This window comes from Microbacterium sp. gxy059, assembly GCF_050958665.1.
Classification (GTDB): domain Bacteria; phylum Actinomycetota; class Actinomycetes; order Actinomycetales; family Microbacteriaceae; genus Microbacterium.
On the sequence record NZ_JAMXWT010000021.1, the window covers coordinates 16,898 to 31,175 of the forward strand.

At 73.8% G+C, this 14,278-nt stretch carries 15 protein-coding genes; 8 read left to right on the forward strand and 7 right to left on the reverse strand.

Features of this window, described 5'->3' with window-relative positions; translation table 11 throughout:
• Positions 1-141: 141 nt before the first annotated feature.
• From NHL53_RS11790 to NHL53_RS11800, 3 genes are read left to right on the forward strand one after another with little or no spacing between them, the layout of a single operon-like run.
• Positions 142-1,143, forward strand: coding sequence for an ABC transporter substrate-binding protein (locus NHL53_RS11790; protein WP_433777063.1), 1,002 nt, complete (start codon positions 142-144; stop codon positions 1,141-1,143).
• A 6-nt stretch (positions 1,144-1,149) separates the two neighbouring features.
• On the forward strand, positions 1,150-2,073 hold the full coding sequence (locus NHL53_RS11795) for an ABC transporter permease (RefSeq protein WP_433777064.1): 924 nt from the start codon (positions 1,150-1,152) through the stop codon (positions 2,071-2,073).
• 2 nt (positions 2,074-2,075) lie between these two features.
• Entirely contained in the window at positions 2,076-2,867 is a 792-nt protein-coding gene (locus NHL53_RS11800) for an ABC transporter ATP-binding protein (RefSeq protein WP_433777103.1), read from the forward strand.
• A 92-nt stretch (positions 2,868-2,959) separates the two neighbouring features.
• Here the strand turns inward: NHL53_RS11800 and NHL53_RS11805 are convergent, their stop codons facing one another.
• From NHL53_RS11805 to NHL53_RS11830, 6 genes are all read right to left on the reverse strand, one after another.
• On the reverse strand, positions 2,960-3,259 hold the full coding sequence (locus NHL53_RS11805) for a metal-sensitive transcriptional regulator (protein ID WP_433777065.1): 300 nt from the start codon (positions 3,257-3,259) through the stop codon (positions 2,960-2,962).
• A gap of 77 nt (positions 3,260-3,336) precedes the next feature.
• On the reverse strand, positions 3,337-5,592 hold the full coding sequence (locus NHL53_RS11810) for a heavy metal translocating P-type ATPase (RefSeq protein ID WP_433777066.1): 2,256 nt from the start codon (positions 5,590-5,592) through the stop codon (positions 3,337-3,339).
• Between the two features lie 39 nt (positions 5,593-5,631).
• Positions 5,632-6,249 carry a DUF1541 domain-containing protein gene (locus NHL53_RS11815; protein WP_433777067.1) on the reverse strand — a complete coding sequence of 206 codons (618 nt, stop codon included), beginning with the start codon at positions 6,247-6,249 and terminating at the stop codon, positions 5,632-5,634.
• Positions 6,249-6,458 carry a heavy-metal-associated domain-containing protein gene (locus NHL53_RS11820; protein WP_433777068.1) on the reverse strand — a complete coding sequence of 70 codons (210 nt, stop codon included), beginning with the start codon at positions 6,456-6,458 and terminating at the stop codon, positions 6,249-6,251. The genes NHL53_RS11815 and NHL53_RS11820 overlap by 1 nt, the downstream gene beginning before the upstream one ends.
• A 262-nt stretch (positions 6,459-6,720) precedes the next feature.
• Positions 6,721-7,395 (reverse strand): response regulator transcription factor, encoded by a 675-nt coding sequence (locus NHL53_RS11825; protein WP_433777069.1) that lies wholly within the window; start codon positions 7,393-7,395, stop codon positions 6,721-6,723.
• The gene (locus NHL53_RS11830) at positions 7,392-8,642 is read right to left on the reverse strand and encodes a sensor histidine kinase (RefSeq protein WP_433777070.1); all 1,251 of its coding nucleotides are present in this window, start codon (positions 8,640-8,642) and stop codon (positions 7,392-7,394) included. The genes NHL53_RS11825 and NHL53_RS11830 overlap by 4 nt, the downstream gene beginning before the upstream one ends.
• A gap of 181 nt (positions 8,643-8,823) precedes the next feature.
• Here NHL53_RS11830 and NHL53_RS11835 point away from each other — a divergent pair, with 181 nt between their 5' ends.
• The 5 genes from NHL53_RS11835 (at position 8,824) to NHL53_RS11855 (ending at position 12,875) form a co-directional block, all read left to right on the forward strand.
• Complete coding sequence (locus NHL53_RS11835) at positions 8,824-9,849, forward strand: intradiol ring-cleavage dioxygenase (RefSeq protein WP_433777071.1); 1,026 nt, start codon at positions 8,824-8,826, stop codon at positions 9,847-9,849.
• A gap of 30 nt (positions 9,850-9,879) precedes the next feature.
• Positions 9,880-10,281: a twin-arginine translocase TatA/TatE family subunit gene (locus tag NHL53_RS11840; RefSeq protein ID WP_433777072.1), complete on the forward strand. Its 402-nt coding sequence runs from the start codon at positions 9,880-9,882 to the stop codon at positions 10,279-10,281.
• Positions 10,278-11,090, forward strand: coding sequence for a twin-arginine translocase subunit TatC (gene tatC / locus NHL53_RS11845; protein WP_433777073.1), 813 nt, complete (start codon positions 10,278-10,280; stop codon positions 11,088-11,090). The genes NHL53_RS11840 and tatC overlap by 4 nt, the downstream gene beginning before the upstream one ends.
• A gap of 1 nt (position 11,091) precedes the next feature.
• Positions 11,092-11,790: a hypothetical protein gene (locus NHL53_RS11850; protein WP_433777074.1), complete on the forward strand. Its 699-nt coding sequence runs from the start codon at positions 11,092-11,094 to the stop codon at positions 11,788-11,790.
• A 242-nt stretch (positions 11,791-12,032) separates the two neighbouring features.
• On the forward strand, positions 12,033-12,875 hold the full coding sequence (locus NHL53_RS11855) for a siderophore-interacting protein (RefSeq protein WP_433777075.1): 843 nt from the start codon (positions 12,033-12,035) through the stop codon (positions 12,873-12,875).
• A 246-nt stretch (positions 12,876-13,121) separates the two neighbouring features.
• Here NHL53_RS11855 and NHL53_RS11860 read toward each other — a convergent pair whose 3' ends face one another.
• On the reverse strand, positions 13,122-14,243 hold the full coding sequence (locus NHL53_RS11860; RefSeq protein WP_433777076.1) for an FAD-dependent oxidoreductase: 1,122 nt from the start codon (positions 14,241-14,243) through the stop codon (positions 13,122-13,124).
• Positions 14,244-14,278 lie beyond the last annotated feature (35 nt).

Here is a 14,278-nt window from a genome sequence, read left to right on the forward strand (position 1 = left end):
GGTGTCCGGGAGGTGTCTCGGCAGGCAGGCAGGCGGCGCTCTTCGCGCGTCTCGGGGCGGATCCCCGTCTCCGCGCCGACCGGGGATTCCCGCTACCATCACAGGATCGTCCCTGCTCCCCACGTGTCACGAGGAACTCGCATGTCCCACCCCCGCTCGCGCGGCCTCGCGGTCGCCGGCCTCGGCGCCGCCGCCCTGCTCGCCCTCTCCGCCTGCTCCTCCTCGGGCGACGACGCCCCCGCCGACGGCGACGGAGGCGGCACGGAGGCGAAGATCGGCGTGCTGCAGTTCGTGCAGCACCCCGCCCTCGACGCCGCGACGGAGGGCTTCAAGGAGGCCATCGCCGACGCCGGCATCGAGGCGACCTACGACGACCAGAACGCGCAGGGCGAGGTGCCCAACACGAACACCATCGCGACGACCTTCGCCTCCGGCGGGCTCGACCTCGTCTTCACGGTCGCCACCCCCGCCGCGCAGGCCGCCGCCCAGGCGATCGTCGACGTGCCCGTGCTGTTCACGGCCGTCACCGACGCCGAGGAGGCCGGGCTCGTCGCCTCCGACGACGCCCCCGGCGCGAACGTGACCGGCACGAGCGACCTCAACCCGGTCGCCGACCAGCTCGCGCTGCTCGCCGAGATCGCCCCCGACGCCGAGTCGGTCGGCGTCGTCTACAGCTCGGGCGAGGTCAACTCGGCCGTTCAGGTGGAGCTGGCGAAGGAGGCCGCCGCCGAGCTCGGCCTCACGATCGAGGAGGCGACCGTCTCCAACTCCGCCGAGGTGCAGCAGGCCGCCCAGTCGCTCGGCGACGTCGACGCGATCTACGTGCCCACCGACAACACCGTCGTCTCGGGCATCGCGGCGCTCATCCAGGTCGCCGAGCAGAACGAGATCCCCGTCGTGAGCGGCGACAGCGGCCCGGTCGAGAGCGGCGCCATCGCGACGATCGGCATCGACTACACGAAGCTCGGCTACCAGACGGGCGAGATGGCCGCGAAGATCCTGCTCGAGAGCGCGGATCCGGCCGAGATGGCGGTCGAGACGTCGAACGACGTCGAGCTGATCATCAACCCGAGCGCGGCCGAGCGCATGGGCGTGGAGCTGCCGGGGTCGGTCGTCGACCGCGCCGACCGCGTGATCGAGTAGCGCCCCGTGTTCGGAGCGATCGAGCTCGGCCTCATCTACGGGGTCATGGCGCTCGGCGTCTACCTGACGTTCCGGGTGCTGAACTTCCCCGACCTCACCGTCGACGGCAGCTTCACGATGGGCGCCGCCGTCGCCGCCGCGATGATCACGAGCGGGCAGAACCCCGTGCTCGCGACGCTCGCGGGCGGCGCGGCCGGGCTCGTCGCGGGGCTCGTCACGGGCCTGCTCCACACGAAGGGCCGCATCGACGGGCTGCTCGCGGGGATCCTCACGATGATCGCGCTGTGGTCGGTGAACCTGCGGATCATGGGCGGCGCCAACGTGCCCCTGCTGCGGGAGGAGACGGTCATGACGCCGCTGCGCGACGCGGGGCTCCTGGGCCGCACGTGGATCGGCGTGCTCGTGCTCCTCGCCGCCGTGCTCGTGCTCAAGCTCGCCGTCGACTGGTTCCTGTCGACCGACCTGGGGCTCGCGATCCAGGCGACCGGCGACAACAGGCAGATGATCGGCAGCCTCGGCGCGAACACCGACGGCACGACGATCCTCACCCTGTCGCTCTCGAACGGGCTCGTCGGCCTCTGCGGGGCCCTCGTCGCCCAGTACCAGGGGTTCGCCGACATCAGCATGGGCATCGGCCTCATCCTCGTCGGGCTCGCCTCGGTGATCCTCGGCCAGGCGGTGCTCGGCCAGCGGGTCATCTTCCTCGCGAGCCTCGCCGTGGTCGTCGGCGCCGTGATCTACCGGATCATCATCTTCGCGGCGCTGCAGGTCGGCCTGAACCCCAACGACATGAAGGCCATCACGGCGGCGCTCGTCGTGGTCGCGCTGCTGCTGCCGCGCTGGGGCGTCCTGAAGCGCCTGCCGTCGTGGCGGGACCTGCGCGGCGGACGACGCCCCGCGCCGGCCTCGGCCGAGAAGGAGGCGGTGTGAGCATGCTCGCCATCGACGGCATCAGCAAGACGTTCTTCCCGGGCTCCGTGAACGAGCGCCGCGCTCTCCGCGATCTCAGCCTGCGGCTCGAGGAGCGCGACTTCGTCACCGTCATCGGCTCCAACGGCGCGGGGAAGTCGACGCTGCTGAACGCGATCGCCGGGCGGATGCCCGTCGACGCCGGCCGCATCGAGATCGACGGCACGACCGTGAACCGCCTCACGGAGCACCGGCGGGCGAAGTACGTCGGTCGCGTGTTCCAGGATCCGATGGCCGGCACGGCGCCCGACCTCACGATCGAGCAGAACCTCTCGCTCGCCCTGCTGCGCGGGAAGGGCCGCGGCCTGCACCGCGGCGTGACGAGGAAGCGGCGCGAGCGCTTCGTCGAGGAGCTGCGCTCGCTCGAGCTCGGCCTCGAGGATCGCCTGAAGGCGAAGGTCGGGCTGCTCTCCGGCGGTCAGCGCCAGGCGCTCTCGCTGCTCATGGCCGGCTTCACGCACCCGCGGATCCTGCTGCTCGACGAGCACACGGCGGCGCTGGATCCGCAGCGCGCGGCGCTCGTCACCCGGCTCACGGCGCGCATCGTGGAGCAGGGCGGGCTCACGACGCTCATGGTCACCCACAACATGCAGCAGGCGCTCGAGCTCGGCAACCGGCTCATCATGATGCACGAGGGCCGCATCGTCTTCGAGGCCGACGAGGAGACGAAGCGCGGCCTCACGGTCGACGCGCTCCTCGAGGAGTTCGGGAAGATCAAGGGCGCCGCCTTCGACGATCGGGCGATGCTCGACTGACGACCGCGCCGCGCGCCTCGGGGGCCGGCCAGACTCCTCGCCCGGCTCCGAGGATCCGCGGATCCTCGCGATCCCGAGGCGCGCGCCGCGCGTCAGGAGCGGACGAGGCGGGCGATCGCGGCGCTGGCCTCCTCGATCTTCGCGGCGGCCTCCTCGTCGTCGCGCTTCGCGGCGTCGAGGACGCAGTGCCGGAGGTGATCGTCGAGCAGCCCCGTCGCCACCCCCTGCAGGGCGCGGGTCAGGGCGCTGATCTGCGTGAGGATGTCGATGCAGTACTTGTCGTCGTCGATCATCTTCGAGATGCCGCGCGCCTGTCCCTCGATGCGGCGCATGCGCTTGAGGTAGGCGTCCTTGTCGCTGATGTACCCGTGGGGGGCGTGCTCGTCGGTCATCGTCGTTCTCTCTCGATCCGGGAGGGGCGCGGAGCCTCGCGCCCGCACCCCTCCATCATGGTCGTCTTCCGGCCCGCTCACTCCGCCGAGACGCTGCGGAAGCCGCGCAGGCGGAGGCTGTTGCCCACGACGAAGACGCTGGAGAGCGCCATCGCCGCGCCGGCGAGCATCGGGTTGAGCATGCCCAGCGCCGCGACGGGGATCGCGGCCGTGTTGTAGGCGAAGGCCCAGAACAGGTTGGTCTTGATCGTCGACAGCGTCTTCCGCGAGAGGCGGATCGCGTCGACCGCGCTGCGGAGGTCGCCGCGCACCAGGGTGATGTCGGCCGCCTCGATCGCGACGTCGGTGCCGGTGCCCATCGCGAGGCCCAGGTCGGCCTGCGCGAGCGCGGGCGCGTCGTTGACGCCGTCGCCGACCATCGCGACGACCCTGCCCTCGCCCTGGAGACGCGCGACGACGTCGACCTTGTCCTGCGGCAGGACCTCGGCGATGACCTCGTCGATGCCGACCTCCGCCGCGATCCGCGTCGCGACCGCCTCGTTGTCGCCGGTCAGGAGGATCGGCATGAGCCCGAGCTCCCTGAGCCCGCGGATCGCCTCGGCGCTCGTGGGCTTGACGGCGTCGGCGACCACGAGGATCCCGCGCGCCCGGCCGTCCCAGCCGACCGCGACAACGGTCCTGCCCTCCCCCTCGGCGCGCGCCTTCGCCTCCGCGACCTCGGCGGAGAGGCGCTGCGACCAGTCGGCGAGCAGCGACTCGCGGCCCACGACCACCGCGACGCCCTCGACGACGCCCTGCACGCCCCTGCCCTCGACGTTGGCGAAGTCCTCCGGGCTCGGCAGCGGGCCGACCTCCTCGGTCGCGCCCCGTGCGATCGCCTGGGCGATCGGGTGCTCCGAGGAGTCCTCCAGCGCGCCGGCGAGGCGCAGCAGCTGCGCGCGGTCGACGCCGGGCTCGGCGATCACGTCGGTCAGCGTCATCCTGCCGCTCGTGACCGTTCCGGTCTTGTCGAGCACGACGGTGTCGACCGTGCGCGTGGATTCGAGCACCTCGGGGCCCTTGATGAGGATGCCCATCTGCGCGCCGCGGCCGGTGCCGACGAGCAGCGCCGTGGGCGTCGCGAGGCCGAGGGCGCACGGGCAGGCGATCACGAGCACCGCGACGGCGGCGGTGAAGGCGGCCGCCGCGGGGAAGCCCGCGCCGAGCCAGGCGCCGAGCGTCGCGACCGCGACGGCGATGACGATCGGCACGAACACGCCGGAGATCCGGTCGGCGAGGCGCTGCACCTCGGCCTTGCCCGTCTGCGCGTCCTCGACGAGCTGGGCCATCTGCGCGAGCTGGGTGTCGGAGCCGACGCGGGTCGCCCGCACAGTCAGGCGCCCGCCGGCGTTGACCGTGGCGCCCGTGACGGCGTCGCCCTCCCCGACCTCGACCGGCACGGACTCTCCGGTGAGCATGGAGGCGTCCACCGCGGAGGTGCCGGAGACGACGACGCCGTCGGTGGCGATCTTCTCGCCCGGGCGGACGACGAACTCGTCGCCCACCCGCAGGTCGGCCGTGGGGATCCTCACCTCGACGCCGTCGCGGAGCACGGCGACCTCTTTCGCGCCGAGCTCGAGGAGCGCGCGCAGCGCAGCCCCCGCCTGGCGCTTGGAGCGCTTCTCGAAGTAGCGCCCGGCGAGGATGAACATCGTCACGCCCGCTCCGACCTCGAGGTAGATGTTCGCGGCGCCGTCGGAGGGGGCGATCGTGAACTCGAACGGGTGCGTCATCCCCGGCTCGCCGGCCGTGCCGAGGAACAGGGCGTACAGCGACCAGAGCAGCGCGACGGAGGTGCCCATCGAGATGAGCGTGTCCATCGTCGCCGTGCCGTGCTTCAGGTTGGTCCACGCCGCCCGGTGGAACGGCCACGCGCCCCAGACGATGACGGGCGCGGCGAGCGCGAGCGATCCCCACTGCCAGTGCGTGAACTGGAGGGCGGGGATCATCGCCATCGCGATCACGGGGACCGTCAGCACGATGGATCCGATCAGCCGCTGCCGCAGCGATGCGAGCTCGGGGTCAGCCTCGTCGTCGGAGTCTGTGCTCGTCTCCTCGGGCGGGGCCGGGAGCTGCGCGGTGTAGCCGGTCTTCTCCACCTCGGCGACGAGGAGCGCGGGATCGTAGCCGTCCGGCACCGTGACCCTCGCCTTCTCGGTGGCGTAGTTGACCGTCGCCTCGACGCCCTCCAGCCTGTTCAGCTTCCGCTCGATGCGGTTCGCGCAGGAGGCGCAGGTCATGCCGCCGATCTCCAGCTCGATGCCGCCGCCCGAGGCGGGTGCGGATGCGCTCATCGTGATCCTTCTCTGCTCTGTGCGTGTCGGGGCGCGGGCTCAGCCCGCGGGCCGGATCTCGCTCTCGACGACCCACTTGTGGCGGGTCATCGTCATGTCGTGGGCGTCGATGTCGACCATGTAGACGGTCTCCTGCGTGGACGAGTCGATCGTCGCCGCGGCTCCGCGCATGCCGGTCATGTGGTCGGCCGCGAGCACGACCGCCTCGCCGTCTGCGAGGGGCGCGGGGCTCGGATCCTCGAGCTCCTCGTGGACCACCCAGCGGTGGTCGGAGACGGGATCCCCGCCCGTGGTGGGCGTGTAGCTCACCGCGTACGCGGTCGTCGCGAATGCCCCGGAGATCGTGGCCTCCGCGCCGTCCATGCCCGGCATGTGGTCGGCGGAGAGGATCACCGTGCTGCCGATCGGGTGGGTCGGGTCGGCCAGGGCGGCGATGCCCTCGGGCGCCGGCCCACCGTCGGCGGGGTGGTCGTGGGCGCCGTGGCCCTCGTGCGCGCTCATGTCGTCCGCTCCCTCGTGGGGCGCGCTCTCCGCGCTCCGCTCCTGCCAGCTCGTCACGACGCCGTCGGGGACGACGACGCCGGCCAGCCCGTAGGCCGCGCCGAACGCCGCCACGAGGCCCGCCCCGTAGAGCGCGAGCCGCCCCGCGGCGTTCATCAGACGCGCTCCGCCCGGTAGCCGGCCTCCTCGACCGCCGCCAGGATCGCCGCGTCGTCGATGTCGCCGTCGGCCGTGACGACGAGCCTGCCTGTCTGCGCGCTCACGTCGGTGCCGGTCACGCCGGCGATCTCGCCGACCTCCTCGCGCACCGACATCTCGCAGTGCCCGCAGGTCATCCCGGTCACGCTGTACTCGTTCGCCGCCATGGTGGATCCTTCCGTCGCCTCATACCCCCTTGGGGTATCCGTCTCGACAACCGTATACCCCCCTCGGGTATTCCCGCAAGCGATCGGGGTCGCGCGGCGGGGCGCACGGGGGTCGCGTGACCGCACCCGGTGCATGACGACGCCGATCTGCACCGCTCCGACCCGCAGACACGGCACATCGCCCACCTGACCGGAGGATCGGCGTCGTCATGCACGGACAGGCGCGCAGTCATCCGGCCGGGCGCGCGGGACCTCGCGGGCCCTACTCCCCCGGAGCGAGGAGGCCGCTCTCGTAGGCGAGGATCACGAGCTGCGCGCGATCGTGCGCGTGGACCTTGCTCATGATCCGGTTCACGTGGGTCTTCGCCGTGTGCGGCGAGATGAACAGCCGCTCGGCGATCTCCTGATTGGACAGGCCGCGCCCCACGAGCAGCAGCACCTCGGCCTCCCGCTCCGTGAGCGCCCCGAGCGCGGCGGCGGCCCGCGGGTCGGCGGGCGCCGCGTGACGCTCGCCCTGCACGCAGCGGCGGATCAGCCCGCGCGTCGCGGCGGGCGACAGCAGCGCCTCGCCGCGGTGCACGGCGACGACGGCCCGCGCGATGTCGTCGGGCTCGGCGCCCTTGCCGATGAAGCCGCTCGCGCCCGCCCGCAGCGCGGAGACCACGTAGTCGTCCTCCTCGAACGTCGTGAGGATGAGCACCCGCGTCGCGCCGAGCGCGGGATCCGCGCAGATGCGGGCGGTGGCCTCGATGCCGTCGACCTCCGGCATGCGGATGTCCATGAGCACGACGTCGGGCCGCAGCTCGCGGGCGCGCCGGACGGCGGCCGCGCCGTCGTCCGCCTCCCCGACGACCGAGATCTCGGGATGGATGTCGAGGATGCCGACGACGGCCTGCCGGATGAGCGCCTGATCGTCGACGACGAGCACGGAGATCATGCCCTCTCCCCCTCTCGCGAGGCGAGCGGGATCTCCACGCGCAGCGCGTGGCGGCCGCCCTCCCTCGCGGTCTCGACGGACCCCTGCAGCACCGCGACGCGCTCGCGCAGCCCGATGAGGCCGAGGCCGGTGCCCGCGGTGGTCTCGGCGCCAGAGCCCGCGACCGGGTTGTCGATCTCGATGCGCAGACGGGAGGGGCCCACGTCGACGAGGAGGCGCGCGGACGCCCCCGTGCCGTGCTTGTGCGCGTTCGTGAGGCCCTCCTGGATCACCCGGTACGCGACCGCCCCTGCGGCGCCCGTCACACGGGCGAGGTCGCCGCGGATCTCCGTCTCCACGTCGAGCCCCGCGCCCCGCAGACGCTCCACCAGGGCTCCCGCGGCCTCGAGCCCCTGCTGCGGGGGCGGGGCCTCGGATCCGTCGTCGTCGCGGAGGTAGCGGAGAAGATCGCCGATCTCGCTCAGCGCGCCGCGGGCGGCCTCGCGGATCGTGCCGAGGGCCCTCTGCGCGCGCTCGGGATGCGCGGGGAGGGCGCCAGACGCCGCGCCCGCGTGCAGGTTGATGACCGAGATGCGGTGCGCGACCGTGTCGTGCAGGTCGCGCGCGATGCGCAGGCGCTCCTCCGAGACGCGGCGCCTGGCCTCCGCCTCGCGGGTGCGCTCCGCGCGCTCGGCGCGATCCTCGGCCTGGAGGAGGTACTCGTGGCGCGACCGCGCGCTGTCGCCGAGGGCGGCGGCGATCGCGATCGCCGCGCCGATCTGGAAGACCCGCGCGTCGATCGACTCCCCGCCCGTCGCGGCGAAGGCCAGCACGACGACGAGCGCCGCGGCCGCGCTCATCACGATGAGCACCGGCCGGCGGGGCACGCGGAAGGCGAAGGCGTACGCGGCGATCGTCGCGGCGATCCCGGGCCCGAAGGAGGGGAGCCCCGCCAGCACCGACCCGACGAACGCGGCGAGCGCGAGCGCGAACACCGGGATCGGCCAGCGCCGGCGCACCAGCATGAGCGCCGCCGGACCGACCAGGAGGACGATCGTCGCGATCTGCCCGCCGGTCGAGGGACCGTGCGGCTCGGCCGGGCCCGGCGCGGGGCCGAGGATCGGCGGGCCGCCCGACGGAGCGAGGAGCTCGACGCCCGGCAGGAGCGCGCCCCCGAGCAGGCCGCCCCCGAGGAGGACGATGCCTGCGCAGACGAGGTCGCCGGCTCTCGGGGCGCCGGTGCTCGCCGGTCGCGGTGCGTCGCTCATGCGCTCCAGTCTGCCGGGCCGGCCGCGGAACGACAGCGCCCTCACGCGGTATCCGCGGATACCGCGATCGCGGTACGCGGTGACCGCGTCCGGGGGATCCGCCGCCCGCGCCCCCTCGGAAGACTCGATGCAGCGAGGCCGAACCGGCCCCGCGGCCACCGCGAGACGCGAGGAGACCCTCATGGCCACCGGAATCCCCGACCCCACCCCGACCCCCGACGGCCCCGCCTACGAGGGCCGGCTGCTCGACCGCCCCGACGAGGAGGTCGTCGACCAGGGCGCGAGCTTCGACATGCGCACCCTCCTGAGCCGCCGCGTGCTCCTCGGCGCGGGCGTCGTCGGCGCCGGCGTCGTCGCCCTGGCCGCCTGCACGACCCAGGGCGCCGACGGCTCGTCCTCGACGACGTCCGGGTCCTCCGGATCCTCCGGGAGCGCCGGCTCCGACCTGCCCGCCGGGGAGATCCCCGACGAGACCGCCGGCCCCTACCCCGCCGACGGATCCAACGGTCCCGACGTGCTGGAGGAGACGGGGATCGAGCGCAGCGACATCCGCTCGAGCATCGGATCCGACGAACCCGTCGACGGCGTGCCGCTCGAGTTCTCGCTCGCGATCACCGACATGGCGAACGACGACGCGCCCTTCGCGGGCGTCGCCGTCTACGCCTGGCACTGCGACGCCCAGGGCCGGTACTCGATGTACTCCGAGGGCGTCGAGGACGAGACCTGGCTGCGCGGCGTGCAGGTCGCCGACGCCGACGGACGCGTCTCGTTCACCTCGGTCATGCCGGGCTGCTACGCGGGGCGCTGGACCCACATCCACTTCGAGGTGTATCCCGACATCGACGCGATCAGCGATGCGGAGAACGCCATCGCGACCTCCCAGCTGGCGTTCCCGGAGGACGTCCTCGGCGACGTCTACGCGCTGCCCGCCTACGACGGGTCGTCGGAGAACCTCTCGCAGATCACCCTCGACTCGGACAACGTTTTCGGCGAGGACGGGGGCGAGCTGCAGATGGCGACCGTCTCGGGCGACGCCGACGCGGGGTACGTCGCCTCCCTCGTCGTCCGGGTCGACACGACGACCGAGCCGTCGGGCGGCGGCGCTCCCGACGGCGGCGGGGGCCCCGGCGGCGAAGGAGCACCCGGTGGCGAGCCGCCCTCGGGCGAGCCTCCGGCCGGCGACCGGCCCTCCGATCCCGCGTCCTGATCCCCTCTCCACACCCTCAAGGAGTTCGTCATGCTGCAGAACCTCACCGGGATGCACGCCCTCGTCATCCTCGCCGTCGTGGTGCTCCTCTTCGGAGCCGCGAAGCTGCCCGCCCTCGCGAAGAGCGTGGGCCAGTCGGTCCGGATCCTCCGCAGGGAGTCCGCGGACGGCACCGCCGACGCGGCACCCGCGACGGATCCCGGACCGGGTCCGTCTCCCGCACCCGCCTCGTCGGGCGCGGCCTCCGGCTCGGCCCCGGCACCCGATCCGAGCGGTGCCCCCGCCGCGGGAGCCGGCGCGGACGTCCTCGCCGCGGATCCCGCGGCGCGACCCGCCCCGGCCGGCGCGACCGCCCCGGCGCCCGGCGCGGGACCGGAGCCCGTCACGGTCGCCGTTCCCCTCTCCGGCGAGCCGATCGGCCGATCCGCATGACCGCCGCGACCGCGGGGGCGTCCCGCATGCCGCTCTCCGCGCATCTCCGCGAGGCGCGCAGGAGGCTCGTCCGCGCGGCGGCGGCCCTCGCGGTCGCGGCGGTCATCGCCTTCCTGCTCTCCGACCAGGTGCTCGACACACTGCGCGCCCCGGTGCTGGCGCTCGCGGAGTCGCGCAGCGCCTCGATCGCCTACTCCAGCGTCACGGGGGCCTTCGACCTCAAGCTGCGGATCGCGCTGTTCGGCGGGATCGCCCTGTCGAGCCCCGTGTGGCTGCACCAGCTCTTCGCCTACGTCGCCCCGGCGCTCACCGGCAGGGAGAAGCGCTGGACATTCGGGTTCGTCGCCGCCGTGATCCCCCTGTTCGCGGCCGGCGCCGCGACCGGCGCGTTCGTCTTCCCCCGCATGGTGGAGCTGCTCGCCGGCTTCGCGTCGCCCGAGGACAGCACCCTGCTGGAGGCCTCCGGGTACGTCGACTTCGTGATGAAGCTCCTGCTCGCCACGGGCGTCGCGTTCACGCTGCCCGTCTTCCTCGTCCTGCTGAACCTCATGGGCGCGCTCCCCGCGGCGGCCATCGCCCGCGGCTGGCGCGTGAGCGTCGTCGCCATCCTCGTGTTCAGCGCGCTCGTGACCCCCGCGGCCGATCTGCTGTCGATGTTCCTCATCGCGATCCCCATGACCGCGCTGTTCGCCGCGTCGTGGCTGATCGCCTGGCTGCACGATCGCCGCGTCGCCCGCGCTCTCGCCGCCCTCGATCTCGAATCCGCGGATCCCGAGCCCGTCGGATCCCGCGCCCCGGAAGGAGCCTGACATGTTCGGTCTGAGCATCGAGAAGCTCATCATCGTCGCGATCGTCGCCGGTCTCATCCTCGGCCCGCACCGCCTGCCGCTCTACGCCGAGAAGCTGGCCGGACTCGTGCGCACGGTGCGCGACGTCCTCGACGTCACGCGGGCGCGCGCCGAGAGCGAGATCGGCGCGCCCCTCGACGCCGAGGCATGGGTCTCCCGCGCGCGGGAGCTCGATCCCCGCCGCATCGTGCGGAACGCGTTCGCGGCGGACGGGGGCGGGGCGGGCGGCTTGGCCGGCGGGGCGGGCGGGAGCGCGCGCGGTTCCGGTTCCCCGGGGACCGGGGGCGCGTCCGGTGCCGCAGGAGGCGGGGCCGGCGGAGAGTCGTCCGAGGCTGTCGCGGCCGGGCCGGCGGGCGCGGCCGGGCCTATGGGCGCCGCCGCGGGCGCGGATCCGTCTGAGACGGCGATCGTCGAGGGGGCGCCGGGGCTCGGGGATCCGGCACCCTCCGCGGGGAGGGCGGAGGGTGCGGATCCTCGGCCTTCCGCGGAGGACGGGTTGGGAGACGCCGAGGCCGCTCCGCCGGCGCGCCGGGAGCGCTGGGTGGTCGTGGGCGGATCCTCGGGCCACCCGCGCCGGGTGCGGGTCGTGGACGGGGCGCCGCGCCCCGGGGCGCCGGATCCCGACCCGGCCCGCGAGGCGGTGCACACGGGGGTCGCGTGACCGCACCCGGTGCAGGACGACGCCGATCCGCACCGCTCCGACCCGCAGACACGGCGCACCGCCCGCCCTGGCCGGAGGATCGGCGTCGTCCTGCACGGACAGGTGCGCGGGCCTCCGGTCGGGCGCGGCCCCGCGGGATCCCCCCACCCGAGCCCGACCTCCCCCGCCGCCGGATAGCCTGAAGCGGATCATCCGCGGGGCTCCGGCGCACGCCGGCCGCCCCTCCGCGCGACGGGAGACCCATGACCCCTGCAGGTGCCGACGCCCCCGCTCCTCGCCACCCGCGGCGGCCGCAGATCGTGCTCGAGGTGCTCGAACGCGTGCAGCTGACACCGCACATGGTGCGCATCGTGGCGGGCGGACCCGGCATCGACGCGGTCGAGGACAACGGCTGCACCGACGCGTACAGCAAGATCCTGTTCGCGCATCCCGACACCGACCTCACGCCGCCGTACGACATGGAGGCGCTGCGCGCCGAGCTGCCCACGGAGCTGATGCCCTCGACGCGCACCTACACGGTGCGCCGTTTCGATCTCGACGCCGGACGCATCTGGATCGACTTCGTCACGCACGGCGACGAGGGCGTCGCCGGCCCGTGGGCGGACCGAGCACGGCCGGGGGATCCGATCGTGCTGCTGGGCATCGGCGGCGGATACGCGCCCGACTCGGACGCCGACTGGCACCTGCTCGCGGGCGACGAGTCGGCGCTGCCGGCGATCTCGTCGGCGCTCGAGGCGCTGCCCCGCGACGCCCGCGGCACCGCCCTCATCGAGGTCGGCGGCGCGGACGACGAGATCGGGATCGACGCCCCCGCGGGGGTCGACGTCGTCTGGCTGCACCGCGGCGACCGCGAGGCCGGCACGACCGAGCTCCTCGTCGACGCGGTCCGCGAGACGCCGTGGCGCGACGGCCGCGTGCAGGTCTTCGTGCACGGCGAGCGCGGCGCGATGAAGGCGCTGCGCCCCTACTTCACCGACGAGCGCGGCGTCGAGCGCGCGCATATGTCGCTCTCGGCATACTGGGCTCACGGCCGCCGAGAGGACGCCTTCCAAGCCGAGAAGCGCGAGCCCATCGGGAAGATCTGAGGGCCCCGAGCGTCTCGGAATCGCGCGACGGTCGCCCGGATCCTCGCGGATCTCGAGACGCTCAGCCGATTTCGAGACGCTCAGGACCGAGCACGAGGATCCGCCCGCCCCACCCGAGCATCTCGAAACCACCCGGCCATCGCCCAGCTCCCCCAAGAACCCGAGACCCTCGGCGCATTCCGAGACGCTCAGGACCGAGCACGAGAATCCGCCCGCCCACCCGAGCCGCGGGCGCCCTGCGCGCCCTCACCCCGGCAGCGCGAACGCCTCCGGGCCGGGGCGAGCGCCGAGGGAGAGGTCGGCGAGCACGTCGCCGACGGCGGGCGCGAACTTGAAGCCCTCGCCGGCGAATCCGGCGCCGATCGCGATGCGCCCTCGACGGTCGAGGACGAACCTGCCGTGCACGGCCGTCGTGTAGGTGCAGCTGATCTCGACCGCCGACGCCGCATCGAGGCCCGGGAACCACTCGGACACGTGCCGACGGAGGGCGTCGCGCGCCTCCGCGCTCGCTCGGAACGCGCGCCGATCCGGATCCACCTCGGGTCCCGTGCGGTGGAACCCCACCTTGACGCCCTCCCCCGGCGCGAACATGCCGTACACGTCGCCGGCCCCGCGCGCGCCGGCGGGCGCGATCAGCTGATTGAACGACGGCCACTCCGCTCCGGCGAACGCGGGCAGCGGCGAGAAGTGCGCCGGGTGCTCCTCGGTGACGACGAGCCGCGGCAGATCGACGAGCTCCCCGACCAGCGACGCGGTCCACGCGCCCGAGGCCACGACCGCGCCGTCTGCGACCACAGTCCGCTCGCGCCCCTCCCCGTCGACGACCGTCACGGTCACGCCGTCGGGCTCCTCGAGGATCCGCGTGACCCGCGCGTTCGCGCGCAGCTCCGCGCCGTGCGCCCGCGCCTGGGCGGCGAGCACCTCGAAGACGCCCTCGGCATCGATTCGCCCGGCGTCGCGGCTGAGCATCGCGTCGCCGCCGAACCGCATGCCCGGCCAGCGAGCCTCCGCGTCCGACGCGGAGAGCATCTCGACGGCCGCGCCCCGCTCGCGGAGGGCGGCATAGCGCTCGCCCACGCGCGTCGGGTCGCCGTGCGTGACGAGCCCCTGCCGCGCGATCAGCGACCGCCCGGCCCGCTCCTCGAGTTCCCGATAGAGCGCGACCGAGCGAGCGTAGAGGTCGAGGTGGACGTCGTCGGCGTAGGCGTCGTTGAGGTTGCGGGTGGCGCCGTGCGACGCTCCCCGCGCGTGGCCGAAGGCGAAGCGCTCGAGCAGCAGCACCGAGGCGCCCCGGCTCGCCAGGCGCCACGCGGCCGCGAGCCCCATCGCCCCTCCCCCGATGACGATGCGGTCGAAGCGGTGCGGCACGGCGAAGCCCTCTCCTCGGGATGGATCTCTCCACT

What these genes read in the sequence shown, in the direction of transcription:
- NHL53_RS11790 (WP_433777063.1), top strand. Translation starts at nt 142, where the DNA reads ATGTCCCACCCCCGCTCGCGCGGCCTCGCGGTCGCCGGCCTCGGCGCC.
- NHL53_RS11800 (WP_433777103.1), top strand. Translation starts at nt 2,076, where the DNA reads ATGCTCGCCATCGACGGCATCAGCAAGACGTTCTTCCCGGGCTCCGTG.
- NHL53_RS11805 (WP_433777065.1), bottom strand. Translation starts at nt 3,259, where the DNA reads ATGACCGACGAGCACGCCCCCCACGGGTACATCAGCGACAAGGACGCC.
- NHL53_RS11810 (WP_433777066.1), bottom strand. Translation starts at nt 5,592, where the DNA reads ATGAGCGCATCCGCACCCGCCTCGGGCGGCGGCATCGAGCTGGAGATC.
- NHL53_RS11815 (WP_433777067.1), bottom strand. Translation starts at nt 6,249, where the DNA reads ATGAACGCCGCGGGGCGGCTCGCGCTCTACGGGGCGGGCCTCGTGGCG.
- NHL53_RS11820 (WP_433777068.1), bottom strand. Translation starts at nt 6,458, where the DNA reads ATGGCGGCGAACGAGTACAGCGTGACCGGGATGACCTGCGGGCACTGC.
- NHL53_RS11825 (WP_433777069.1), bottom strand. Translation starts at nt 7,395, where the DNA reads ATGATCTCCGTGCTCGTCGTCGACGATCAGGCGCTCATCCGGCAGGCC.
- NHL53_RS11830 (WP_433777070.1), bottom strand. Translation starts at nt 8,642, where the DNA reads ATGAGCGACGCACCGCGACCGGCGAGCACCGGCGCCCCGAGAGCCGGC.
- NHL53_RS11835 (WP_433777071.1), top strand. Translation starts at nt 8,824, where the DNA reads ATGGCCACCGGAATCCCCGACCCCACCCCGACCCCCGACGGCCCCGCC.
- NHL53_RS11840 (WP_433777072.1), top strand. Translation starts at nt 9,880, where the DNA reads ATGCTGCAGAACCTCACCGGGATGCACGCCCTCGTCATCCTCGCCGTC.
- tatC (WP_433777073.1), top strand. Translation starts at nt 10,278, where the DNA reads ATGACCGCCGCGACCGCGGGGGCGTCCCGCATGCCGCTCTCCGCGCAT.
- NHL53_RS11850 (WP_433777074.1), top strand. Translation starts at nt 11,092, where the DNA reads ATGTTCGGTCTGAGCATCGAGAAGCTCATCATCGTCGCGATCGTCGCC.
- NHL53_RS11855 (WP_433777075.1), top strand. Translation starts at nt 12,033, where the DNA reads ATGACCCCTGCAGGTGCCGACGCCCCCGCTCCTCGCCACCCGCGGCGG.